Genomic DNA, 25,474 nt, shown 5'->3' with positions numbered 1-25,474 from the left:
AATGAACTATTGATTTACATGCATCATACGCAAAGAAACCGTCCCTAGATGGGGTGAAGTAACACACACCATCTGTAAAGGGACGGTTTCTTTGTACATCTATTTGCCATGGACTAGCTGGATGCCGATGCCCGGGAAGGTTGCCGAGCTTGGGAACAGTCCAGTCACCAATGTTCCAGCACGACCTTCCCGATCATGCTTCCAGACTCCACAAGCTGATGGGCTGTGCGCAGGTTAGCGGCGTGAATCGGCTCCAATCGGCGAGTCACGGTGGTCTTAAGGCGGCCTTGATCAATCAGATCTGCGACATCATTCAGGAGCTGGTGCTGCTGAATCATATCTGGAGTTCCGTATTTGGCTCTGGTGAACATGAACTCCCATACGAAGGCGGCACTCTTGTCTTTGAGAAGGTTCAAATTAAGGGGTTCATGAGTCTCTACAATAGAGCAGATAATCCCTTGGGGAGCTATGGCCTCGGCCATGTGAGCCCAATGCTGATTCGTATAGTTTAGACAGAAAATATAGTCCACTTCCTGCAGTCCCAGCTGCTGAAGCTGATCCAGGAATGGCTCATAGTGACTGATAACATGATGAGCCCCATGCTCATGTGCCCACTGAACGGATTCAGGCCGGGAAGCTGTGCCGATCACGGTTAATCCGGCTAAATTGGCCAGCTGGGTTGCGATTGAGCCGACGCCTCCGGCAGCGCCAATAATTAATATGGATTTCCCGTGATTATCTTCCCTAATCGGTGAAATCCCTAGCCTATCGTAAAGTCCCTCCCACGCCGTAATCGAAGTCAGCGGCAGGGCGGCCGCTTCAGCAAAGCCAAGAGAGCTCGGTTTCCTGCCGACAATGCGTTCGTCTACGAGCTGAAACTCACTATTGCTTCCCGGGCGCGTGATGCTCCCTGCATAGTAGACTTCGTCACCAGCCTTGAACAGCTGGCAGTCCGGCCCGGCCGAGACGACGACTCCGGCCGCATCCCAGCCCAGCACACGCGGCTGTTCCTCGGTCTTGTCCTTGGGAGCGCGGACCTTGGTGTCCACCGGATTAACGGAGATGGCGTGAATCTGAACAAGCAGATCCCTCCCTGAGGGTACCGGTCTCTCCAATTGAAGGTCAAGCAGACTGTCCGGGTGATCAATAGGCAGATATTGATGAAGTCCTACGGCTTTCATTTTACTCATATAACTCATTCCTTTCTTTATGTATTGATTTTGGCACAATTATATGGGATAACAAGCGTATAAGGAAGTACGCACATTTATGTTATGTAGTATCAAGTTGTATACCGTGAGAGAGGATGACTGGAATGAGAACCCGCAAGACCGGATATGGGGAGACCTGTCCTAACAAAGAAGGATGTCCCGTTGAATATACACTCGATGTCATAGGCGGCAAATGGAAGGGTGTGCTGCTGTATCACATGATTGACGGGACCAAGCGTTTCAATGAATTTCGCAAAATCTGCCCGGACATCACGCAGCGTATGCTGACCCTGCAGCTTAGAGAGCTAGAGCATGACGGTATTGTGCACCGTGAGGTGTACCATCAGGTTCCTCCCAAGGTGGAATACTCACTCACTGACTTCGGACGCACCTTGGAACCCATCATTGTGAGTATGAAGCAGTGGGGCGAGACTTATATGACGAAGACGTTAGGCGAAGAAGAGCCGCAGGCTCGTGTGTAAGAGGCGGGTAGTGTAATGGGAAAATAAAGAGATAGTCATACTTATCCCGTTATTATGCTTACCGCCAAAGATGAGGAAACGGATAAAATCACTGGTCTTACGCTTGGGGCTGATGATTATATCACAAACCCCCCCGGGAAGCCGATTCTTAAGATTTTCTTAGGATTTTATCTATGTAATCTTAAAATATAGACTCCTTGCTTTCGTTAAAATAAAAGAAACGAAAGCAGGGAGTTTGTTTTCTGCTTTCTCTTTAGGAGGCCATAGAAAGATGGATATTATTACGATTATTCATGCTCTGCTTCGATGGGGCGTGTTGGCATTAGTAGGCGGAGCTTCGATTGCGCTTGTTATTTGGATTGTTTATGCGATTTACAAAAAGGGGTTTCACGGAGAAAAAAACATGACAAAAAAACAGGGGGTCACCGCTTTTCTACTTTCGTGCTGGCTGCTACTGGTATTGGCGCTTACTATAACAAGCCGTGGAGCAAACTATACCGGCAATGTCAACATTGACTATTTTAGTGGATATATCAACGCCTGGAATAAGTGGTCAATCAGCGAGTTGCAGCTTATCCTCTTTAATATGTTGATGTTCGTTCCGCTCGGCTTTTTACTTCCCCTCTTATGGGACAAAGCAGAACGATTTAAGGTTACATTCCTGGCATCCCTGGGGACAACCGCTTTTATCGAATTTGGTCAACTACTGACGGGAAAAGGCATATTTGAAGTCGACGATCTGTTTCACAACTGTTTAGGAAGCCTATTCGGTTACTTCTGTATGATGGCCATCCTTTCTATTATCCGGGAAAGACGCATCCGCTTCACTCCTATTGCCAAGGTGCTAATACTTCCTTGCTTGATTGCAATAATTATTGGAGGGGCGTTCTGGGTTTATGAAAGTCAACCCTATGGCAATCTAGCCTTTTTGCCTGCCGCAAAACAAGATATGACCAAAGTCAATCTGACAATAGATTTGACCCTGCCTGCAACCCCCTCTTCTGCTTCCGTATATCGAAATGTTCGTGTCAAAGATAACTCGTATACTAAGAACGTTGCAGCTGCTGTTGCAGATGCGGAGGGTATAACTTTTTCCAGCACTACTCGGCGTGAGGGCGATAACAAGGTGTATCCGGGCAAGTCAGCTCAGGGCAATGCGGTGCAGCTTACTTTCTTTGTCCGAACGGGAACTTGGAGTTTCACGACATGGGAGGACGCCGCTTCGCTTGCGAAGACTGACGTCAAATCTAATCGAGAACGGTATGAGGACTGGTTCAAGAAGAATGGGCTGCTTCCCGATTCTGCCGTCTTCTCCGTACAGAATAACGACACTTTAAGATGGGATGCCATTGTGAAAAAAGATTTAGCTACGAATACAGCGGCATTTGCTTCGGGTTCCGTTCTCATGCAGTTTGGTGCTAAAGGTAACACAGCTTCCCTCTTGTACGATATTTACTGGAATGAATATGTAGCAACGGAAAACATTATTTCCCCGAAGGAAGCCTTCTCAGAGGTAGAGGCTGGTAAGTTTGAGCAGTACGTGCCGTTCCAGACAAATGATAAATTATATGTAGAGAATTATGAACTTGATTATACCTATGACACAAAAGGGTTTTATCAACCGACCTACCGCTTCTCAGGATATATCAACGAACGCGAAAATACATGGGAATGTGAAATTCCGGCATTAAAATAGCAGTACCTTAAGGAGATGAATACCTATGGCACCAACAAATGAATGGCTGTCCCAGTGGGAGCAGCAGCGTGACAGATTGAAATGCCCTGTAGATCTGAATGACTATTTTATTTTGCCTGAAATTGCAGGCAAGCAGCTGGCAGTTTTAGATATCGGTCCCACTTCCATTCCTACCGGCCAAATTCTTGTCCGAGATCCGCTATGTTATTTGGGACATATTGAAGAGCAGCCTTATTTCCAAACGTCGCCTGTTGGAACCTATTCAACTGAAGTCTGTGTGGTGCGACCGGACGAGGATGGTGACAGTGCCCGCTATGCCGCCGTTCGTCTGCGTTTCTCCGATGTTCCTGCCGTCAGGTTCGAGGAAGCTCTGATTGGACATGAAGATATTTTGGGGATGGGGGACGAGGAGTTTTTTGGGTTCAATGTAGATGCCGGTCTCGCATGTATTTGCGATAAGCAGGCGCATCAAGCTTTTTGCGACTTTGCTAGTCGGTGGCATCAAGAACATCCTAATGGTAATCTATACGATGATTATTTTGCCGCCCTGTTTGCAAAGAGTTTCCGCGAGAATCCGCAGTATCAGCGTAATGGAGGCGATTGGCTGAACTGGACGATTCCTGATACCGATTACCATATCCCCATGTTACAATCCGGTTTTGGCGATGGCGCTTATCCAGTTTATTGGGGGTACGATCAAGCCGGTGAAATTTGCCAAATGGTCGTTCAGTTTATTCACATTCAATTGGCATATACGTAATCAGTTTAATAGAGAAGATCTTTACATAGCTGAACGGTTCTTTTAAAGCTTGCCGTTACAGAGGTTTCATAAATTGTGTTAAAACAAGATCCAGTCTTAAGGGGTGCCCCGGGTTCAAAGAACGCTGTGGGACACCCCTTTATTCATTAACCCTTCTTCAAATCCATGGCTTCTGCAACCAGCTCGTATGACCTAAGCCTTGCTTCATGATCATACACCTGGGCGGCGGCGATCAGTTCATTCGCTCCTGTCTCTTGGATAATTTGCTCCAGCCGGGTACGAACGGTCTCTTTGGTTCCCACCACGGTATAGCGGAGCATATCCTGGATAATCGCTTTCTCACGGGAGTTCCACAGCTGCTCCATATCCTCTACCGGCGGGTTCAGCGGGCCTGTACGGCCGCGAATCAGATTGAGAAATTGCTGCTGCTGCGAGGTAGCCAGGAAGTGAGCCTCCTTCTCCGTATCTGCAGCTACCGCACCCAGGCCCACCATAACGTAGGGCTCGCTTAGATGCTCGGAGGGCTGGAAGTTCGTGCGATAAAGATCCAGTGCGGGCAGCAGATAATCAGGAGCAAAATGGCTGGCAAAAGCAAACGGCAGGCCAAGCTGACCGGCAAGCTGTGCACTGAATCCGCTGGATCCAAGGAGCCAGATAGGGATATTCATTCCCTCGCCAGGCACGGCCCGTACGAGAGAGGTGCCGGATCCCATGGCCGGATTAAAGTAAGCGCGAAGCTCGGCCAGACGCTCCGGGAAGTCCTGGCCATCGCTTGCCGCGCCGCGCCGAAGGGCGCGGGCAGCCGGCTGGTCGGACCCCGGCGCTCTCCCAAGGCCGAGATCGATCCGGCCGGGATACAGCGACTCGAGTGTGCCGAATTGCTCGGCGATCACGAGCGGTGCGTGGTTCGGCAGCATGATCCCGCCTGATCCGACACGAATCGTCTTCGTGCCGGCTGCAACGTGGCTGATGACCAGCGATGTAGCGGAGCTGGCAATGCCCGGCATATTGTGATGTTCAGCGAGCCAGTAGCGGTGGTATCCCCACTGCTCTGCATGCTGCGCCAGATTTAATGAATTGCGAAAAGAATCTGCGGGTGTTCCCCCAGTGATAATAGGGGCCAGATCCAGTATGGATAGGCGGACACCAGTCCGCGATGATGATGGCTGATGATCCGGTTGTTCGTTATGCATGTATAGTCCCTCCTCAGCTGTAAAGCTTTAAGTCTCAGCGGCAGAGCCGCAGGCCCTATCTTTTATTATACAAAACTTGATCTTCTTTGCTATAATTAACCAAGTACTGCCAGAACATGATCAAAAAAAGATGGTGAACAAGCAAGCATGAAGGTTAGTCTGGACATGACAACTGTATTTTTATCCATAGTAATTGGAAATCTATTTACGGTTATTCTGATAAGTGCATATCGGCACAAGCATATGAAAGACATCGCAGTGAACTGGTTCTTCGTCTCCAGATGCCTTCAGTCCATCGCGTGGGGTACATTGATTTTCCGGGGTATTCTCCCGGAGAGCGTGGCTATTCCACTGATTAACTCCATCTTGTTCGTGGGCTCGGCATTCGAGACGATTGCGCTGATTCGGGTTCAGGATGCATTTACCAGGAAAGTGAAGCGGTTCTATCTCTGGTTGACGGTCTTTTTTATCGTGGGATTCACGGGAATCTACTACTTCTATAATTATGAGAGTATTCGCATCGTGTATGCATCCCTCTGTACAGCGGCGCTGATTGTGTATCCCGCTTATGGAATGATCACGAAGCGTTCGGCCTCCGTGCTGATGAGAACAATGGGCTGCTTCTACGGATTTGTGGCTCTGTCGCTGGTGGGGCGCGCCGTGATGACGATGGATGCATTCGGGATGATGAGTCTGTTCTACCCGGGCATTTATCAGAGTCTTCAGTTTGTCTCCCTGTATATTATTATGATTCTCGGTAACACCGGGTTTATACTGCTCGCCAAGGAGCGGGCCGATGACAGTCTGCTTCGTCTGGCCAGCTTCGACGATCTGACGGAAGTATTCAACCGGAGGACATTCATCCAGAAGGCCGAGGCTGAGATCAAGCAATTAGCGGGCAGGGGGCAGCCGGTATCTTTTATCCTGTTCGATATTGATGAATATAAGACGATTAATGATACCTATGGACACGATGTGGGCGATCAGGTACTGAAGTATATGAGCAGGCTTGTGCAGGACAATTTGGGAACGATGGGCTTCCTTGGTCGTTATGGCGGGGATGAGTTCGCGATTCTGCTGCCGGGTCTCCATGAGGCGGAGGCGGAGAAGTTAGCTGAGAAGCTGCGCATGTCTATCAGCGCGACTCCATCTACGGTATTCTCCCTGCGGTTCACAGTGAGTATGGGGCTTGTTACGGTAAAAGCAAGCACGGATACCCGGGTCAGCCGATTGTATCAGATCAGTGACCAGGCCTTGTACGAGGCCAAGAGAGGCGGACGCAACCAGGTGGTCCGCAGCAGATCAAGCTAGGAGTCTTGGGCTCCTGGCTTTTTTGTATGCCGTCAGCTGTGGTGTGATAGGTGCGCGTCCTTGATTGATTTTCGGGCAGAAGGGTTACATTAATGAATGCGGTGGATGATGTACGATAGTATATTAAATATACCTAGTTACAAAAATGTACGTACTTGCATAAAGTAATGTATTTATTAATAATAAATATAGTATCTGAAAAATAGGTGTATTCGATTTCACTATCACATAAGGAGGTCACCCATGACCCATTCATTATTTACCCCATTTAGTATTAAGGATTTGCAGCTTAAGAATCGTATTGTTATGGCCCCGATGTGCCAGTATTCGGTTACAGCCAAAGACGGGATTCCAAATGACTGGCATTATGTTCATTATGTGACCCGGGCTGTTGGCGGAACCGGACTGATTATTATCGAGATGACGGATGTGGAGCCGGATGGACGGATCACAGATTATGATCTTGGGTTATGGTCAGATGAGCACATTCCGGCATTTGCCCGCATTGCTCAAGGCATCCATGCGAATGGCGCCAAGGTGGGAATCCAGATTGCCCATGCCGGCCGCAAGGCGGAGGACGCTGCTGAGCCTGTGGCTCCATCAGCCATTAAGTTCCCGGGGGATTCCTACAAAATGCCTCGTGCCCTGACAACGAGCGAGGTAGAGGAGCAGGTGCAGCTCTTCGCTGATGCGGCGCGCCGGGCGGTGCAGGCAGGAGTAGACACCATTGAGCTCCATGGAGCTCATGGATACCTGATCCACCAGTTTCAATCCCCACTTACGAACAAGCGGGACGATATCTACGGTCAGGAGCTATCCAGATTCGGGGTTGAAGTGATCCAGGCTGTGAAAAAAGAAATGCCTGCCGGAATGCCTTTGATCTTCCGGATCTCGGCGGTGGAGTATGCCGACGGAGGCTATGACATCGACCATGCGATTGAACTGTCCAAGGCCTATACGGCGGCTGGAGTAGATGTCATTCATGTAAGCTCTGGCGGGGAAGGCCCTGCCGGTGCAAGGAAGCCGGGTAATTTCCCCGGGTACCAGGTTGGATTTGCCCGTCAGATCCGGGATGCGCTCAAGGTTCCTGTTATTGCGGTGGGTATGCTGGAAGATCCGGCGCTGGCTGAGTATGTTGTGGGTAATGAAGACGCCGATCTTGTAGCCATTGCGCGCGGCCTGCTCCGTGATCCATACTGGGCGACCCACGCAGCCGTAGCCAAGCAGCACGGCGATCATGATCGTCATATTCCTGAGCCGTACACACGTGCGTACTAAGCTCAGTTCTCTATATAAGAACCCTCTTTGCCGAATGGGCATGGAGGGTTCTTTTGCATGAGAAGGGATATTGATTGAGATTAAGGGGCCCTTTTGAATCGGTATGTGGTAAAATTTAGCTGAATGAGGCAGTTGAATAATGAGACTCTGAGTAGTCAAATCTTATTCAGATGAACAGAACTGCCACACCTAAGGATAAGGGGAATAATTGTGAACAAAACCGATCGCCTGTTAGCCATTGTGCTTACACTTCAGTCCAGAAAAAGCCTGAGGGCTGAGGACCTGGCCGCTGAATTTGAGACCAGTGTCCGGACGATCTACCGGGATATGCAGGCGCTCAGTGAGGCTGGGGTTCCTATCGTAGGAGCACCGGGCATGGGTTACTCCTTGATGGAGGGCTACTTTCTGCCTCCTGTGAGCTTTACCTCCGAGGAGGCGGTTGCCCTTCTAATCGGGACAGACTTCATCGGGCGATATTTCGATGATCTCTACGGAAGCCGGGCGGAGTCTTCAAGGAGGAAGATTGAAGCCATCCTCCCGGAGAATACACGCTTGGAGGCGAATCGAATACGAGCGGCAATCCGGCTGCTGTCAAAATCCAGAGATGACACGTCCGGAGAGTATGAGCTGCTTGGGAAGCTTCGCCTTGCTGCTCTGGAGCAGCGAAAGGTTCGCCTCCAGTATATCCGCATCACCCCAGGAACCCACCTTGAACAGCGCAGCGAACGGACGGTCTCGCCCTATGGGCTTATGCTGGTTCAGGGCAGGTGGATCCTGCTCGGTTATTGCGAGCTCCGGCAGGAGATCCGCCATTTCCGAGTCTCCCGGATTGCGGAGCTGACTCTGCTGGAAGAGCCATTTTCCCTGCCTGAGGATTTCGATCTGCAGGCTTACTCGCCTCCCGATGATCGGAATGAAGTGGTGATCGTTCAGGCTAGTCCTGCGATAGCCGATCATCTCAAGGAGACAGGCAGCTTCTATCTGGACAGTATAGAGGAGCAGGAGGGCCATCTGATCCTGACCCTGCGTGTGCGAAGACCGGAGGATATTCTTTCATGGATTATGAGCTATGGAGCCAATATGAGCGTGCTGCAGCCGGAATCGCTGAGAATTCGCGTACGCGAAGAGGTAGTGAATATTCTCAAACACTACTGACATAATGCTGTCAGGAGCGATCGTATATATTGAGATTAGAAAGATGAGCTATGGATCAGAATCCAGGTTCTTCTTCATAAAGAAGGGAGATAAGTAACCTATGAATATAAAAGATACGTCAGTGATTGTAGAGGATTTGAAGCAGTTAACTAACCACTATTTGGAGAATGTGGAGCGCTTCAGTCTGCAGCAGCTTCAGCAGGTACCCGCCGAAGGCGAATGGTCCCTAGGACAGATGTATATGCACTTGATCGGATCCGCCATACATATGCAGCTGGGGAATGCGGAGCGCTGTCTATCCGGGGATGGCGATGAGGTAGAGGGGCCAGACAAGACGGAGGCCGGGGCCAAAATATTCGAGCTCGGGGGCTTCCCGCCTATGAGAATCCAGGTCCCGCCTTCTCCTCAATATACGCCTGCCCAGCCGGAGAGCAAGGAGCAGCTTAAGGCTGGTCTTCACCAGGCAGCAGCGAAGATGGAGGAGCTTGAAGCTCAGGTGAAGGATTCCACAGGGGACCGCAAAGTACGTCATCCTAGGTTGGGCGCGCTAACCGCCATGGAGTGGTTCGCCCTCACCGAGATGCATTACCGTCATCATCTGCTCCAAGAGGAACGGCTGATTCAGGCGCTCGGGGCATGAGTTTGAATTTGTAGAAGAAGTCCTGTCCAGGCTGGGGCAAAAATACACGAAGATCAATTATAGAAACAGCGGCAGTCATAGGGGATTGAATACCCAGCCCATGACTGCCGCTGTTTTACATATATTCAGAAGTATTCCTTGCTAGTATTCGACGATAATATACATATTTCATCAAAATGTGTTGTATCCTTGGTAAAAACTAGATAAAATTCCTATAGTAAGAACACTAGTAGCTAGAGATAAGTTTGCCGAGGAGCATCTATGAGAACACGCGGATTGAAGGTCCTGTGCAGTTTGGGACTTGTTTTTGTTATTCCACTCTATGTCATGATTACTCTACATTATTCCTCTCCCATGAAACCGGAAGCCCGGCAGGGCGTTATGAATCTGAGCAATTGGGACTTCCACTCCGAAGGCAAAGTTGAGCTGACAGGCGAGTGGGAGTTCTATCGTAATCAGCTGCTTGAACCGGGGGATTTCCACCAGATGCGCGCTTCTTCTTCGGCTCCCGAGCTATCCGGGATTGTCCGAATTCCGGGAGAATGGAATTCTTATATTTCTCCAAATGGAAGACCGGCTTCATTCGGTTATGGCACTTACCGGCTTGTGATCCGGCTGAAGGATCACCCGGGCAAGGATGTCTACGGCATTCAGACTACGAATATTCGAATGGCTAGCCGTATTTTTATCAATGGGGAAGAGGTCGGAGGAAGTGGAGTTCCTTCTGGATCTGCAGACACGGGGGTTTCGGGTAATATTCCTTTCTCCTCCTTTATTCACTTGTCTGGAGACAATGCCGAGATTCTCGTCCAGGTAGCTAATTACAGCTATGCCTCCGGGGGAATGATTACCCCTATTATTCTGGGGGATTGGGCATCGATCTCCAGATCATATCAAATAAATATGATGGTAGACTTGATCACGGCACTAGGCTTTCTATTATTCAGTCTGCATCTATTCTATGTATTTCGGGTACGCAAGCAGGAGTACGCCTCTCTATTCCTTGGCGGGTTCTGCCTAGCCGGACTTGTGTATGTTCTGACCCATGGCCAGAAGTTAATTGGCATCATCATGCCGGGTATGTCGTACGAGATTATTATGAAAATCCAGCTCCTCTCTTCAACACTGGTCTATTTCTTCATACTCCGGTATGTTGCTGCCTCAATTCCGCAGGTCATTTCCAAATGGGCTTTGCTTCTCTTGGATATTCTGTCCGCTGCTCAGCTTGCGGCAGGGATTCTGCTTCCGGCACGAATATTCTCGGTATGGGAGGGACCCATCCTCGCTTACGGATTTATGTGTGTGTCCTATGTCTTGTATGCCCTGTTACGAGGGGTCCGGCTTCACCCCGGGAATAGTCTGCTCATGCTGACAGGCGGGCTCAGTATTCTCGCCATCATTATCCTGAAGCTCTTGAATGTAATGGGGATTCAGGTTAGTGAAGTCTACACGGTCTATGAGATTCTGATCTTCGTCATGGTCCAGACCTTGATTATGTCCAGGCGGTTCACGAGCTCCTATCGGGAAGTAGAGGCCCTGTCGAACCGACTGCTCACGCTGGATGGATTAAAAGATGAGTTCATGGCCTCGACCTCACATGAGCTCAGAACTCCTCTCCATGCGATCGTTAATATTACGGAATCTCTGATCAAAGGGGTAGCGGGCCCTTTAAGCCGTGCCCAGACAGAGCACCTGTCCCTCGTAGCTTCTACAAGCAAGCGGCTGACGGTTCAAATCGAGGGAATCCTTGAATTTACCAGGCTGAGGGCCGGAGATCTTAGCATGGAACCCAAGCCTGTGAATCTTGCTGATGCAGTCGCCGCAGTGTGGGAGGTGATCAGTCACACTATCGACGGGAAGCCCATCCGGTTCGTACAGAATTCTTCAGCAGATTTGCCTTACGTCTATATGGATGAGAACCATCTACAGCAGATTCTTTTCTCCGTGCTGAGAAATAGTGTCAAATATACCGAGTATGGCTATATAGCTGCCCAGGCCAAGGCTGATCGAGGCGGGGTAACCCTGTCTGTGTCCGATACGGGTCTCGGTATGCCTGACTCTCAGGTTCAGGAGCTCATGCAGTTCTTTCAGAGAAAAGGCCAGCCGGTGAGTGATTATACATACCCCGGATTAGGGCTGAGAATTACCCGTGAGCTTGTCATGCTGGCCGGCGGATCGATAAGGGTAGAATCTGCTGAAGGAAGCGGCTCCACCTTCCATATTCACCTTCCCGCAGCCAAGGATGCGGGCCAACTAACGGAGGGGGCGGCGGGCCTAATGGTGGTGGAGAACACTGGTGCAGCAGTTCAAGCTCAATCGTTCCCGCCAGCCGGGAGGATGGAGGAGACTCAGGATCCGGGTGAGATTAAGCCCGGGGAGGCTGGAGAGTTCACGATCCTGATCGTGGATGACGATCCTATGAACCTCAAGGTGCTTAACGGTATGCTGTATACGGAGAATTATCGGGTGATTACGGTGGATAATGGACAGGTGGCGTGGGAGGAGACGCTCAGGAATCCGAAGATTGACCTTGTGATTCTGGACTGGATGATGCCGGGGATGTCGGGGCTCGATTTATGCAGGAAGCTGAGAGAGCGATTCCTGCTATCTGAGCTTCCGGTGCTGATGCTGACGGCGCGGAGCAGCCCTGAAGATATACAAACAGGCTTTGAAGCAGGGATCAATGACTTCCTGAGCAAGCCGGTAAATTCATTGGAGCTTCGGGTACGTGTGCGAACCCTGCTGGAGCTAAGACGATCCGTGCAGAGTGCCGTGCGCACAGAAATGGCCTTTCTTCAGGCGCAGATCAAGCCCCATTTCCTGTATAACGCGCTTAATACGATGATTGCGTTATGTCCGGTAGACCCGGATAAAACCATGCGGATGCTGCTGGAACTCAGTCAGTATCTTCGGGGAAGCTTTGACTTTCGGAACCGGGAACAGTTCATCCCTATTCAGAAGGAGCTGGAATTGGTAGAGTCTTATATTTATCTGGAGAAGGCCCGGTTCGAGGATCGGCTGCAGATGGAGACTAGTCTGGAAGGAGATATGCTTGTGATGATTCCGCCGCTGAGCATCCAGCCACTCGTGGAGAATGCAGTTCGTCATGGCATCATGCAGCAGGAAGCTGGGGGCTTGATCCGTCTGGAGATCAAGGTAACGAAGGAGCAGGTAATTATAGCGGTGATTGATAACGGTGTCGGCATGACGCGCGGAAAGCTGGACAATCTGCTATCCGACCAGGTCAAGCGCAGTGGTGTCGGTCTGAAGAATATTCACCAGAGGCTGCGGGCTCTGAACCGAAGCGGTCTGCGGATTGAGAGCGAACCGGGACGGGGCACGAGGGTTTCTTTCGAGCTGCCTAGGGTAGCAGGGAACAACTCTTTTATATAAGGAATCAGGAGGTAGTAGCGGGTGAAAGCTGTTCTAATCGATGATGAGAAGCCAGCACTTATGCAGCTTCAGCGGCTGCTGGCGAGTGACGGGCGCGTGACTGTCTCAAGCGAGTTCACCTCCGTTAAGGAGGGCCTGAACTACCTTAGCCGGGAGAAGACCGATGTGGTATTTCTGGATATTGGTATGCCGGAGATGAATGGCCTGGAGGCAGCGGAATATATTCAGCAGATCGATCCCCATACTCGTATCGTATATGTTACGGCCTATTCAGAGTATGCTCTTGAAGCATTTGAGTTATATGCCTTGGATTATGTATTGAAACCTGTAATGCCTGCCCGGCTGACCAAGACGATAGATCGTATTATGCAAATAGTAGCACGGGGAGAATCCCGCGGTGAGACAGATCTGTATCGTATTCAGCTGTTCCGAAGAATGGCTCTGCCCGAGACGCAAGCCGAAGGGAAGAAGCTTAAGCTGAGAACAGCCAAAGCTCAGGAGCTGCTCGCATTCCTGCTAAATCTGAATGGGGAATGGGTATCCAAGGATCGTATTCTGGAGGTGGTCTGGAGCGGATACCCGACCGATAAGGCAGCCACCCATCTCCATACGGGAGTCTACCAGATCCGCAAGCTGCTTAGAGATTGGGGGGCGTCGGCAGAAGTGGAGTATGCTCATGAGAACTACCGGCTGAAGCCCGGACAGATCATGACCGATGCGGATCAGTTCGAGCAAATTCATCAGGAGTACGCCAAAGCAAGTGGACTTAGGCGCTGGGAGCTCGCAGAACAAGCGCTATCCATCTACCGGGGAGGGTATCTGGAAGAGCATGAATATGACTGGGTTAAGCCAAGAAGAGAGAGCTTGGCCAAGAAGCACAAGGAAATCAACTTGGATCTAGCTCGCTATGAGATTGACTCTGGGCAGGCAAGGCAGGCGCTTAGAAGACTTTCAACTCTCACGGAATTGGACCCCTATTCGGATTCCATCAGCCGTCTCTTCATCGAAGCTTACGGAAGACTTGGAGAATACAAGGAGCTTCAGCAATACTATGTGCAGTATGAAAGACTGCTTGATGAGGAGCTTGGAACGGTCCCGGAGGAAGAGACGAGATCCTGTTATGAGCACTGGATGTGCTAATAGGCGCTTTTCATCAGGTGAAATATATCAGGTAAGTATGCCTGCCTGAAGAATGTGGAGAGAGTGTAGTCCACGGTCTTCTAGGCCGGGCATGCTTTTTTGTCGTAAATAGGTCCTATGCGGTCCGTAGTTCCAATGGTTCAGAATTGGTTCAGTGGTCCCTGATATTCTGGTAGATATTGATTCTACTAAAAAGAATGAGAGGGAACACATTGAACAGATCGCGTATTTTCAGCAAAGTCGCCACGATTCCACTTGTCGTTGGTCTGATTGCAGGGGGAGCAGCGCCTTATCAGGCATTTGCGGCTTCTGCCGAGAACAGTGCCCCTTTGAAGTTATCAGGTCTCACTGCCTCATTGTCACAACCAGCTTTGATCTCACCAGAAATTAATACGAATTCTACCAAAATGGTCCGGGTTATCGTGCAGCTTACCGCTGAGCCGGCCGCAGTAGGGATGTATGCAAGTGAGATGGGAGTCTCCGGCTTGACCGCCGAGTCTGCGGAGCAGGCAACTGACAGTCAGCAGGCTACCTTGATCAGCAGAGCCAAGGCAAATGGCATTAATCTCAAAGTGAATTATCAATTTAATACCGTACTGAACGGAATGGAAGTAACGATTCCTGCGAATCAGATTCCAGCACTTGCGGCTCTCCCCGGTGTGAAGTCGGTCAATGAGAACCACACTTACTTTAGTATTCCACGTGAAGAACAGAATGGGCTTGATGTGAACAGCCCTTATTTTGATATCAATCCGCTTGAGCAGATTGGGGTTCCGGCAGCCTGGGCGAAGGGACTCGATGGGTCTCATATGAAGGTTGGGGTTATTGATACCGGTATTGATTATAAGCATCCAGACCTGCAAGGCGCTTATAAGGGAGGATATGACTCCATCAACCAAGATGACGACCCGTATGAGGACATTCCTGACGAGGATTCGGAAGGTTCCCAGCACGGCACACACGTATCCGGTACAATTGCCGGACGGGCAGCGAATACCACTTCAGACATTGTGCAAAAGGGTATAGCCTATAATGCCGATCTGTATGCCTATAAAGTGCTCGGTTACAATCCTGAGACAGGCAGAGCCAGCGGTTCCTCCGCACAAGTTATTGACGGGATCGAGCATGCCGTGGAAGCCGGCATGGATGTCATTAACCTGTCGCTTGGCTCAGATTCAGAGAAAGACGTAAATACGCCCGATTCCATTGCCATCAACAATGCAGTTATGGCGGGAGTTACGGCTGTCATTGCGAACGGAAATGCAGCAACCGATGGCGGAGATGGATATTATTACTCCATGGGATCGCCAGCATCTTCCCAGCTTGCCATTTCCGTTGGAGCAGCATCGAGCGAAAGCAAGCATTTCTCAGGTAGCGTAAGCTGGTTATTAGCCCAACCTCCACAGAATCTGACTAATGCAGGCGAGGTTTCAGGTGCTCAGGCAGGAACCGAGGTGGGCACAGAGCCGGCAGCCGCGGAACCAGCGGCTGTAGATCCACAGCAAAGTCAGGAAGCGGCTAGTGTAGGCACGGACAGCTCTTCCGGATCAGATGCAGCTGCATCTGAGACTGCTTCAGGCGAGGAGAGCACGCCTTCCGCATCAGCACAGGTAGAAGCGAATGTAACTCCATCCGTTACACCTTCTGCTGACGCGGGATCTCTTGGTATGAATTTGATGGCCTGGCGTACTGCACAGGAGGACTTCCATGCGGTACTTGGAACCGATCCGATTGAGGGCGTCTATGTTGGCCTTGGACTTGAAGATGATTACGCGAAAGACTCGGAAGGGAATGACCTTGTCAAGGGCAAGGTAGCCTTTATTTCCCGCGGTAAGTCTAATTTTACCGATAAAGTAGCCATTGCCAAAAGCCATGGGGCCAAGGCGGTTGTTCTATTCAATGGCATTAACGCGGGAGATGTGCCTAACCTAGATGAGGCGAGTGTCTCTGACAGCCGAAATGGTGCCATTGGGAGCAGTGGCTATCTCGGCGATAGCCTTGAGTTTGTACCTACTTTTGATATGCCGGGAATAGAGGGTAGAGCGCTTGCGAGAGAGCTGATGGCTCACCCGGAGATGCCTCTTACCTTTACCTTTGGCAGTGACTATACAAATGCAACCCAAGCTGGGGATAAAGTGGCGTATTTCAGCTCAAGGGGACCTAACTCCGATGCGAATCTGAGCATTAAGCCGGATCTGGTTGCACCGGGTGTGAATATTATGTCCACTTGGCCGGCATACGGGCTGAATGATCCGAACGCTTCGTATAGTGAAGCTTATTCCCGGATCAGCGGAACAAGTATGGCTACACCGCATGTTGCCGGACTAGCGCTGCTGCTTAAGCAGGAGCATCCGAACTGGACTCCGTTCGACATTCGCGCTGCACTGGCGAATACGGCAGACGAGATCAGTGATGGGTCGGATGTCCCTGTCCCTTACGATGTATATTCCCAAGGTGCGGGACGGGTTGATATTGCTAAAGCGATAGATACGCCGGCTGTTCTACAGACAGTGGATAAGATTACGATTAAGGACAAATACCTGCAGGATAAACAGGTAGATAACTACAGTTCCTCGGCAAGCTTTGGAATTATGGCCGCGGGAGACGCTGCCAAGGAAGAGAAGCTTCAGGTGAAGAACTTCTCGGACACAGCTGTGGAGTATACAGCTTCAGTTGTGATGCATCCTTCCGTTACTTCAGACCCTGGTAATCCGATTCCTACGCCGGATGTTAGCAAAATATCAGCGGAGCTGTCAGGGCTTACAGATGGGGACAAGATCACGGTAGATCCGGCTACGGGTCAAGCTGCCGGTACGGCAGGCTTCTCACTGAATGTCGCTCCTATGGCGAATGCTATCCAAGGTGTCTATGAGGGAGAGGTTCGTCTGGAGGCTCAAGGAATTCCTGCGCTTCACCTGCCATTTGTCGTACACGTAGGCAATGATAGACCGGCTAATGGTTTTGGCGTACAGGATGTGGTCGCTGATCACTCGATCATCTCGACAGACGGAACAATCAAGACTACGGATGTGAAGTACAAGTTAACTGCCAATAATACGAACTATATGGAATTGAACGTACTCGGTCTGGATGATGAGACTATAGGTACGATCGACAACAAGTATTTTAATCAATTTGTTCAGCCTGGAGATTACAGTTTTGATGCGGTTGATGGAACTTATACTACTGCAGAAGGTGTACAGCATCTCAAGCCAGGTACTTATAAACTGGAAGTCCTCGCTGCTCAATTAACAGTAGATAGCAATGGAAATTATGTTGTGGTAAAGGATAGTGCCAATAACGATATTGTTTATACAGCCTACACTGCATTCCGTGTGACCTCGACGGATATGGAAGCGGTCCTGGCTGAAGCAGAGACCTTCCATGCTAATATTGTCAACACAACACAGCTGAATCAAGACGTCTTGAAGTTCCCGGAAAATACCGGCTTTTCTTATAAGGTCATTAAAAGCAGCAACACAGGCTATATTGATGACAACGGGGTACTTAAGAAGATTCCGGCAACTGCCGAGCCAGCGTTTAAAGTAGAGCTGAAGGTTGAAATTAAGAGAAATGACGCATCCACTACAGTCAGAGTACCTGTGACTATTCAGCCTGCTGCAGCACCAGCGCCGTCTCCAGCTCCATCGTCACCAGTAACACAGCCAAAGCCTAATACTAGTGTGAATCCTTCGATTCCAGCTGTTATCGGCAAAGGGCAGAACAAGGTAGAAGTGGGTACTACTACAGAGAAGAACGGAATTGGGGTTACCCTCTCCATGAAAGATGAGGATCTGGTCAGCTCCATCAAGTCAGCTGGCAATTCGGCAGCTGCGTTCATCCTGGCGGCAGCTGATACCGACAATCAGCAGCTTAAGGCAACGATCAGCCCTTCCCAAGTGCAGGCTCTGACCCAAGCACCAGCTCAAAGTACGCTGGTTGTGAACAGTGGAGGCTCCTCCGTCTCGCTGCCAGTCTCACTGATGGGCAATGTACCAGGCGGTTCAGGAGTGGAGGTTATTATTGCTCCGAACGCTTCCAAGCAGACACAGTTCACATCTCAAGCAGCGGGCAGCAGCGTTGTAGGCAGCCCAATAAGCTATGAAGTGAACGTCGTAGGCAGCCAAGGCAGCACACCGATTAAAGTGAACAAGACTCCGATCAAGCGCTCCTTTACCGTAGACGGAACTATCCAGCCGGGTACAGCCGGAGTGTTGTATGAAGAGGAGGGTGTCATTCGTCCGGTGGCTTCGGTATTCACACCGCAGGCTAACGGAACAACGATTGTCACGGTAAGCCGTCCAGGCTTCTCCACCTATGCGGCAGTGACTCGTCCGGTGAACTTTAAGGATATTAGTACAAGCTGGGCTAAATCCCAGATTCAGTCTATGGCAAGCAAGCTGTTGATCAACGGAACTTCTGCCACTACCTTCTCACCGCAGGCGAATGTTACACGTGCAGAATTCGCTTCGATTCTTGCCAGATCGCTTGGCCTGGTATCCCAAGATAAGGCCGTGTTCTCCGACGTTCCGTCAGGAGCCTGGTATGCAGCCGATGTAGCTGCTGCCTATGAAGCAGGCCTGCTCAAAGGTACGGGAAATGGCAAGTTCGATCCGAACGCACCGCTTACCCGTGAGCAGCTCAGCGTAATTTTGTCAAAAGCAATTTCTCTATTAAATATCTCTACCAGCAATCCATCGCATACCACTTATGAGGATAACTCCAAAGTGTCCGGCTATGCCAAGGACAGTGTCCAGGCGGTTACCGAAGCCGGCTTGATGCGTGGTGAGATCGCTAACGGAATTTCTTATTTCCGTCCAGGTGCTATTACAAGCCGGGAGATGGCAGCCGCAACCATTTGGCAGCTGCTCGTTAAAGCTCAATTGGTAGAATAGTCTAAGGGGAAAGCTAATCTCATAGCAGAACGCAAAAACGTGCAGACTCAGGTCTGCACGTTTTTGTTCGTGAAAGATAGGTATTTGGCGCTGCAGATTTCCTATCTGCCTTTGGAGCAAGCTAGTCACCCGGAGCAGCAAATAAGCCGCCGGAGGTCCGGCGGCTTACCTGCCCTTCAGATATACGGCCTGAATAAATGATTTCAGGCTTCTTTTTGCTCAAAAAGCTGAGCGATCTCAACGATCACCTTCACGGCCTGGACCATAACGTCAACCGAGATGAACTCGAATTTGCCGTGATAATTCTCGGCACCAGTGAAGATATTCGGGGTAGGCAAGCCCATATAGGACAGCTGTGAACCGTCGGTACCGCCCCGGATTGGCTTCACGTCCGGCTGGATACCGAGATTCACCATAGCCTGGTGGGCAAGGTCAACCACTTCCTTGACCGGCTCGATCTTTTCTCTCATGTTGTAGTATTGATCGTGCAAATCCAGCAGGACACCATCTACTCCATACGTCTGGCGGAATTCCTCGACCAGCATCTGGATCATCGCTTTGCGTTCCTCAAACTTGGCGCGGTCGAAGTCACGAATGATGTAGGACAGGGTTGTTGATTCCACGTCGCCATGTACGGATAGCAGGTGATAAAAGCCTTCGTAGCCCTCCGTGAACTCGGGCGCCTCGCTGGCAGGCAGGCGGCGGTTGAACTCCATCGCGATTTTGGCGGAGTTGATCATCTTTCCCTTGGCCGAGCCCGGGTGGATGTTGTTGCCTTTGAACGTAATCTTGGCAGCCGCCGCATTAAAGCTCTCATACTCCAGCTCCCCAAGGGATCCGCCATCTACCGTGTAAGCGTAGGTCGCGTTAAAGGCAGCGACGTCGAAGCGCTCCGGCCCCCGGCCAATCTCTTCATCAGGGGTAAAAGCGACCCGGATCGTTCCGTGCTTCACCTCCGGATGCTGAATCAGGTAAGCCATCGCGGTTATAATCTCGGCAATCCCGGCTTTGTCATCGGCCCCGAGCAGGGTAGTGCCATCCGTGGTAATCAGGGTATGCCCGATATAATTGGACAGCTGAGGGTAATCCTTCGGGGAGAGCACAACGTTCAGCTGTTCGTTCAGTACGATATCTGCGCCGTCATAGTTGTCCCTGATCTGGGGCTTCACTCCGGTTCCTGTAAAGTCAGTCGCGGTATCGACATGGGCCAGGAAGCCGATGACCGGCACATCCTTATCGGTGTTGGAAGGAAGCGTGGCCATCACATAGCCGTTCTCATCCATAGTCACCTCGGCCATTCCGATGGCCTTCAGCTCATCAACCAGCATGCGGGCAAGCGTAAGCTGCCCAGGCGTGGACGGACAAGTCTCGCTGTCCTCGCTTGATTGAGTATCTACTTTCACATAGGAAGTGAACCGCTTTATAATCTCGTCCTTCATTTCCTTCATCTCCAGTCGTAGTGTTAGGGTAGGCTTACTCTAAGGATAGTTAAGGCGGCCCGAGTTATCAACCAGGGCACCATTTGAAGTGGTAATTCTCGCTGAAATGGGCTACCATTCCAATTAGATCAGACGCATATATAGACAACCATTATTTTAATACAGAAAACAGGTGAAGTCCTATGACTCCATTCACGGCCCGGGTGGTCCAGGTCATTCAATCGATTCCAGAGGGCAAAGTGATGACGTATGGCCAGATTGCAGCCTGTGCAGGGTCACCCCGAGCAGCCAGGCAGGTTGTGCGAATCCTTCATTCCATGAGCGGCAAGCTGCAGCTGCCTTGGCACAGGGTGGTTAACAAGCAGGGGGAGATCGCGCTGAAGGAGGACGAGTCGAAGTCGCTGCAGATGCTGCTGCTGGAGAGCGAGGGCGTTGAACTGCTCATGGGCAATCGGGTAGACTTGGCCGTGTATCAGTGGGATGCTGCGGAGCAGGCATAGAAATAAGAATAGACAAGCCCGGCCGACTTGGCTGGGCTTGTCTATTTTTCATAAAGAGCAGCTATTCCCGTATATTCACCTTATTATCCATGGCATCTCTAATATAATTCTTGCCCCAGTCATACATCAGATCGAGGATGGGAATCAGACTTTCTCCATACGCAGTAAGCGAATATTCCACTTTAGGCGGAACGACCGGATAGACCTTCCGGTTAATGATCTTATCCTCTTCAAGTTCCCGCAGCTGTGTAGTAAGCATGCGCTGTGTAATATCCGGAATCAGCGATTTAAGCTGGTTGAACCTTTTGGTTCCTTCTTTTCCGAGATGCCACAAGATAATCATCTTCCATTTGCCGCCGATCACGGACAAGGTTACTTCCTTCTCGCAATTGTACATTCTGTCATAATCCCTTGCCATTACCATCACCTCATGACAAGAGTATATCATAACAGTATCATTCACGACACTATATGCTTTTAATGTGCCTACTTACTTCAATGATACTCAAGGTGTAATATAGATTCCGAGCAAGAATACCTAATTTTGATCCAGGACATATTAAGCTGTGCGGATCAAGGCAGGCATCATACAATTATATTTCCTGGGAGGAATCATTCATGAAGTTACAATTGGCACTTGATCTTGTAAATATACCTGAAGCATTGGAAGTTGTAGCAGAAGTTCAAGAATATATCGATGTGGTTGAGATCGGTACACCTATCGTGATTAACGAAGGTCTACATGCGGTAAAAGCCATTAAAGACGCATTCCCGCAGCTTGAAGTATTGGCTGACCTAAAAGTAATGGATGCGGGTGGTTACGAAGTCATTAAGGCTTCCGAAGCTGGTGCAGACATTATCACGATTCTGGGTGCAACAACCGATGAGACCATCAAAGGTGCAGTCGCAGAAGCTAAGAAGCAAGGCAGACAAATTCTGATCGACATGATCAATGTCAGCGATATTGCCAAGAGAGCGGAGGAAGTGGACAAACTGGGCGTAGATTATATCTGCGTGCACACAGGTTATGACCTTCAGGCGGTTGGCAAAAGCTCATTCGAGGATCTCCGCACCATCAAGTCAGTGGTCAAGCAGGCCAAGACAGCAGTCGCCGGAGGCATCAAGCTGAGCACTTTGCCTGAGGTCGTACAGGCAGGACCTGATCTTGTGATCGTTGGCGGCGGTATTACGGGTGAAGCTGACAAAAAGGCGACGGCTGCCGAAATGAAAAAACTCATCAGCCAAGGTTAAGACCCGCGATGACCATAGTCAATTATGCTGACAAGATCATTCGCGAGCTGGAGCAGGCAGCGGATCACCTGCCTGCAGTTGAGACTGAAATTCTTGCCGAGCGGATTCTAGCTGGAGGAAGTGTATTCGTTGCCGGTGCGGGCAGGTCTGGACTGATGACACGCGCCTTCGCCATGCGGCTGATGCACATGGGTATTCCGGCGTATGTAGTTGGAGAGACCTCCACACCTGGACTTGAAGAAGTGGATATACTCTTAATCGGGTCGGGCTCCGGAGAGACAAAGAGCCTTCTGCCTATGGCAGAGAAAGCGAAGTCACTTGGTGGAACGCTGGTTGCTGTTACCATTAACCCGGAATCTACGCTGGGCGTGCTATCTGATATTACGGTGAAGCTTCCAGGCGTGGTGAAGGACAAAGCCGATGGGACAAGTCAAAGCATTCAGCCGATGGGCTCGTTATTCGAGCAGATGCTGCTAATCTTTTTTGATGCCTTGATTTTACGGTTAATGGAGAAGAAGGGTCAGAGCTCGAACAAGATGTTCGGAAGGCATGCGAACCTGGAATAGGAGCGCCGGATGGTGTAACATGTTGTGAAGAACCAGTTGAATTGAGCTTCTCCATGACTCCGTAACTGAAAGGATGAAGGAAAGATGCCATTTATAACGGTAAAAATACTTGAGGGCAAGACCAAAGAACAGAAGCGTGAGTTCATTAAGCGGGTGACTGAGGCAGCTAGCGAGACGATGGGGATCCCGGCTGACAAGGTGTTCATCTTCTTCGAGGACCTCGCGCCAGACAATTACGGCAAGCACGGTCAGTTGTATGCGGATATGGAATCGTAGAATGGTATAAAAAGAATCCCCAGCCGGGTACTGGCTGGGGATTCTTGCTGTGCGAGGCCATGGAGCCGAGCCATCCTGGCGGAGTTGTCGGCTCGCAAGCTGGCTACTCCTGCCGCCTGGTCTGCCAGGCTGGCTGCATAAGGATAGGTCAGCTGTACCGCTGCCCATGCACGCTGCTGGCCCGGGTGGCGGGAAGCACCGCCGCCTGGGCACCGAGCTGCCCCCAGGTTAGCTGTACCGCTGCCCATGCACACTGCTGGCCACGATAGCAGGAAGCTCAGCCTTCTGCGCTTCATACTGTTCTTGGGTCAGGCTGCCGGCGGCAAGCCGTTCATCAAGCTGCTGCGTAAGCTCCGCAAGCTGAAGGTCAATGACCTGCTGCACATCGCCTTGGTTGGCACTTGCAATCTGTGCCAGCGATTGGCCGCTGTACACAGCTTGGTACAGCTCCTCGTCCGATGCAGTGCCGAGCGCCGCATGCAGCGGATCTCCCGCGGGAAGATCGGCCTGGGCCTGGCTCTTCTTGAGCTGGGGGTTAATCTTATCCAGGTTGATGCTAATGAGTTTAACAAGCGGACTGGCGTATATTTTCTCGCTGTGCAGACCTGTGCTGATCGTCACGACTACGGCAATGGTTCCACTAATAATAATACGTTTCGGATGCATGTAGAAATAACCTCGTTTCGGGGTTGTTTGTATGTACAGGGCACGATGGTTGGCTTGGGTAAGGCGACAACGTCATGGTGTATATTACGAATGACTCCGGTAAAAGTTACATTCCTGAGCTTTTCTGTTCAGGTGAATTTGTAACTTAAGGTCATTATATGCGCCGAACCTTAGTTTAAGCTGAAAAGCACGAAATCGACATATTTAAACTGTTTTTGTTTTCGTAATATTCAGCGGAAGCTAGCCAGCTATCTCATATCCCGGCCCCGATTATTAACCACTGGCCCCTGTGGTTGAATCGCGATGTATGATTTAATCAGCAGATACCGCAGCAGCGGTGACTTGAAGCTTTGCAGCCCTATGCTTCCGGTCAAGCGAGGGAAGAACGAACCAGTAGTACAGGCTGACAGCTAGAATACAGATTCCCAGCAGGATGTACAGTGTTTCGATGGATACATATTTAGGGAAGGTTGCGGCCATAAGCCCCAGCGAGATGGATTGGCCGAGCATCATCAGAGGATCGATCCATGCACTGACACGCCCCATACTACCCGGATCCGCGAGCTCAGGCAGCCATCCGCCAAGGACCACGTTAACGGGGGCGAGAATAGCTCCGACGATAAGGACAAGTGCGAGATAGAACCATATTTCATCCATGAATCCGAGCAGAATGGTGAATATCGCAGACACGATGAGACCGGTAATCAGGACAGATACTTTGGAGAATTTCTTGATCAATAGAGGTCCAACCGAGCTGCCAATCAGGAATCCAATTCCGAGGAATACGGTGATCAGGGCAGAATAGGTCTGATAATGCTCTGGGCTAAGCTTATATTTCATCGTAAATATTAGCAGGACTGCGAATACTCCATTAATCAGGCCGAATACCAGGAAGCCGGAGATGATCGCCATCAGCAGCCGGTTGCTGCGGATATACGTCAGACCCTGCCAGAAATCCTTCGCGATGATGCGGATATGCAGATCGCCAAGCCTCACCTTGCCGTTCGGAAGGCGAACTTCAGGTTCGAACCTGCATCTGGCGATGAGAAGCCCCGAGATGAGGAAGCTGGCTCCATCCATAATGACGGCTCCTTCGATGCCGAGGTAGGTGTAAAATATCGATCCAAGGCCTGTTCCGAACAGCATGAAGATCCCTGCTACCGATTGATTCAGGCCCGCGGCCTGCACATATTGATCCTCCCTCATGATGCCCTGCAGCAGACTCGTCTCAGCAGGCACGAAGAATTTGGATACCGCGCTGCGCAGGAACAGGATGCCGAAGGCCGCTACAATCCACTCCTCATGAACGGCCAGGAGCAGTACGGCGGTAAGTCCAGCGCGGATCCAGTCGCTGTTCATGGCAATCCGCTTGCGGTCCAGCTTGTCGGCGAGTACGCCTACGAACAGGAAGACGGCAAGGGTAGGGAGCGAGTACATTAGCTCGGCAATCGTGGCATATGCGGGCTGGGTGCTGAAGTGATCCAGCAGGTAGAAGACAAAAGCCATATTGCCAACCACGGTACCCAGCTGGGAGGCGAAATGTGCGAGAAACATTTTGGTGAACGTTAAATTCTTGAATAACTGCATCATAGTAGGCTCCTTCATTAACGAAATGGTTTTAC

At 50.5% G+C, this 25,474-nt stretch carries 21 protein-coding genes and 1 pseudogene; 15 read left to right on the top strand and 7 right to left on the bottom strand.

Annotated features, from left to right (window positions below; translation table 11 throughout):
* Positions 1-164: 164 nt before the first annotated feature.
* The gene (locus tag ACEN86_RS19570; protein ID WP_495632149.1) at positions 165-1,199 is read right to left on the bottom strand and encodes a zinc-binding alcohol dehydrogenase family protein; all 1,035 of its coding nucleotides are present in this window, start codon (positions 1,197-1,199) and stop codon (positions 165-167) included.
* Positions 1,200-1,315: 116 nt separating this feature from the next.
* Here ACEN86_RS19570 and ACEN86_RS19565 point away from each other — a divergent pair, with 116 nt between their 5' ends.
* The 4 genes and pseudogenes from ACEN86_RS19565 (at position 1,316) to ACEN86_RS19550 (ending at position 4,149) form a co-directional block, all read left to right on the top strand.
* Positions 1,316-1,693 (top strand): winged helix-turn-helix transcriptional regulator, encoded by a 378-nt coding sequence (locus tag ACEN86_RS19565; RefSeq protein WP_495632148.1) that lies wholly within the window; start codon positions 1,316-1,318, stop codon positions 1,691-1,693.
* Positions 1,694-1,720: 27 nt separating this feature from the next.
* Positions 1,721-1,825 (top strand): annotated as a pseudogene (locus ACEN86_RS19560) (response regulator); the annotation flags it as partial.
* A gap of 139 nt (positions 1,826-1,964) precedes the next feature.
* On the top strand, positions 1,965-3,389 hold the full coding sequence (locus ACEN86_RS19555; RefSeq protein WP_495632147.1) for a VanZ family protein: 1,425 nt from the start codon (positions 1,965-1,967) through the stop codon (positions 3,387-3,389).
* 25 nt (positions 3,390-3,414) lie between these two features.
* On the top strand, positions 3,415-4,149 hold the full coding sequence (locus ACEN86_RS19550) for a DUF4241 domain-containing protein (protein ID WP_495632146.1): 735 nt from the start codon (positions 3,415-3,417) through the stop codon (positions 4,147-4,149).
* Positions 4,150-4,295: 146 nt separating this feature from the next.
* Here ACEN86_RS19550 and ACEN86_RS19545 read toward each other — a convergent pair whose 3' ends face one another.
* On the bottom strand, positions 4,296-5,342 hold the full coding sequence (locus tag ACEN86_RS19545) for an LLM class flavin-dependent oxidoreductase (protein WP_495632145.1): 1,047 nt from the start codon (positions 5,340-5,342) through the stop codon (positions 4,296-4,298).
* A gap of 147 nt (positions 5,343-5,489) precedes the next feature.
* Between ACEN86_RS19545 and ACEN86_RS19540 the strand changes: the two genes are divergently transcribed.
* From ACEN86_RS19540 to ACEN86_RS19510, 7 genes are all read left to right on the top strand, one after another.
* Entirely contained in the window at positions 5,490-6,653 is a 1,164-nt protein-coding gene (locus ACEN86_RS19540) for a GGDEF domain-containing protein (RefSeq protein WP_495632144.1), read from the top strand.
* Between the two features lie 243 nt (positions 6,654-6,896).
* A complete protein-coding gene (locus tag ACEN86_RS19535) occupies positions 6,897-7,931 on the top strand; it encodes an NADH:flavin oxidoreductase/NADH oxidase (protein ID WP_495632143.1) in 1,035 nt (344 codons plus the stop codon).
* A gap of 210 nt (positions 7,932-8,141) precedes the next feature.
* Positions 8,142-9,086 (top strand): helix-turn-helix transcriptional regulator, encoded by a 945-nt coding sequence (locus ACEN86_RS19530; protein ID WP_495632142.1) that lies wholly within the window; start codon positions 8,142-8,144, stop codon positions 9,084-9,086.
* Positions 9,087-9,186: 100 nt separating this feature from the next.
* A complete protein-coding gene (locus ACEN86_RS19525) occupies positions 9,187-9,726 on the top strand; it encodes a DinB family protein (protein WP_495632141.1) in 540 nt (179 codons plus the stop codon).
* A 261-nt stretch (positions 9,727-9,987) separates the two neighbouring features.
* Positions 9,988-13,119, top strand: coding sequence for a hybrid sensor histidine kinase/response regulator (locus ACEN86_RS19520; RefSeq protein ID WP_495632140.1), 3,132 nt, complete (start codon positions 9,988-9,990; stop codon positions 13,117-13,119).
* Positions 13,120-13,140: 21 nt separating this feature from the next.
* The gene (locus ACEN86_RS19515; RefSeq protein ID WP_495632139.1) at positions 13,141-14,259 is read left to right on the top strand and encodes a response regulator; all 1,119 of its coding nucleotides are present in this window, start codon (positions 13,141-13,143) and stop codon (positions 14,257-14,259) included.
* Positions 14,260-14,471: 212 nt separating this feature from the next.
* Positions 14,472-19,154: a S8 family serine peptidase gene (locus ACEN86_RS19510; RefSeq protein WP_495632138.1), complete on the top strand. Its 4,683-nt coding sequence runs from the start codon at positions 14,472-14,474 to the stop codon at positions 19,152-19,154.
* 203 nt (positions 19,155-19,357) lie between these two features.
* Here the strand turns inward: ACEN86_RS19510 and pepT are convergent, their stop codons facing one another.
* On the bottom strand, positions 19,358-20,593 hold the full coding sequence (pepT, locus tag ACEN86_RS19505) for a peptidase T (RefSeq protein ID WP_495632137.1): 1,236 nt from the start codon (positions 20,591-20,593) through the stop codon (positions 19,358-19,360).
* Positions 20,594-20,775: 182 nt separating this feature from the next.
* Here pepT and ACEN86_RS19500 point away from each other — a divergent pair, with 182 nt between their 5' ends.
* Positions 20,776-21,093 carry an MGMT family protein gene (locus ACEN86_RS19500; protein ID WP_495632136.1) on the top strand — a complete coding sequence of 106 codons (318 nt, stop codon included), beginning with the start codon at positions 20,776-20,778 and terminating at the stop codon, positions 21,091-21,093.
* A gap of 61 nt (positions 21,094-21,154) precedes the next feature.
* On the opposite strand, the gene ACEN86_RS19495 is transcribed toward ACEN86_RS19500, so the two are convergent.
* Positions 21,155-21,511, bottom strand: a complete 357-nt coding sequence (locus tag ACEN86_RS19495) for a winged helix-turn-helix transcriptional regulator (RefSeq protein WP_495632135.1) — start codon at positions 21,509-21,511, stop codon at positions 21,155-21,157.
* 200 nt (positions 21,512-21,711) lie between these two features.
* Here ACEN86_RS19495 and hxlA point away from each other — a divergent pair, with 200 nt between their 5' ends.
* From hxlA to thmT, 3 genes are all read left to right on the top strand, one after another.
* Positions 21,712-22,344, top strand: a complete 633-nt coding sequence (hxlA, locus tag ACEN86_RS19490) for a 3-hexulose-6-phosphate synthase (protein WP_495632134.1) — start codon at positions 21,712-21,714, stop codon at positions 22,342-22,344.
* An 8-nt stretch (positions 22,345-22,352) separates the two neighbouring features.
* On the top strand, positions 22,353-22,910 hold the full coding sequence (gene hxlB / locus ACEN86_RS19485) for a 6-phospho-3-hexuloisomerase (protein ID WP_495632133.1): 558 nt from the start codon (positions 22,353-22,355) through the stop codon (positions 22,908-22,910).
* Positions 22,911-22,994: 84 nt separating this feature from the next.
* Complete coding sequence (gene thmT / locus ACEN86_RS19480; RefSeq protein WP_495632132.1) at positions 22,995-23,186, top strand: 2-hydroxymuconate tautomerase; 192 nt, start codon at positions 22,995-22,997, stop codon at positions 23,184-23,186.
* Here thmT and ACEN86_RS19475 read toward each other — a convergent pair.
* The 3 genes from ACEN86_RS19475 to ACEN86_RS19465 form a co-directional block, all read right to left on the bottom strand.
* Complete coding sequence (locus ACEN86_RS19475) at positions 23,159-23,434, bottom strand: hypothetical protein (RefSeq protein ID WP_495632131.1); 276 nt, start codon at positions 23,432-23,434, stop codon at positions 23,159-23,161. The two genes, thmT and ACEN86_RS19475, sit on opposite strands and share 28 nt — an antisense overlap.
* Positions 23,415-23,852 (bottom strand): SHOCT domain-containing protein, encoded by a 438-nt coding sequence (locus ACEN86_RS19470; RefSeq protein ID WP_495632130.1) that lies wholly within the window; start codon positions 23,850-23,852, stop codon positions 23,415-23,417. The genes ACEN86_RS19475 and ACEN86_RS19470 overlap by 20 nt, the downstream gene beginning before the upstream one ends.
* Before the next feature lie 312 nt (positions 23,853-24,164).
* Positions 24,165-25,442, bottom strand: coding sequence for an MFS transporter (locus ACEN86_RS19465; protein ID WP_495632129.1), 1,278 nt, complete (start codon positions 25,440-25,442; stop codon positions 24,165-24,167).
* Positions 25,443-25,474: the final 32 nt, after the last annotated feature.

This window comes from Paenibacillus sp. Paensp111, from assembly GCF_059492195.1.
This window is presented reverse-complemented; position numbering and strand designations above follow the sequence as displayed.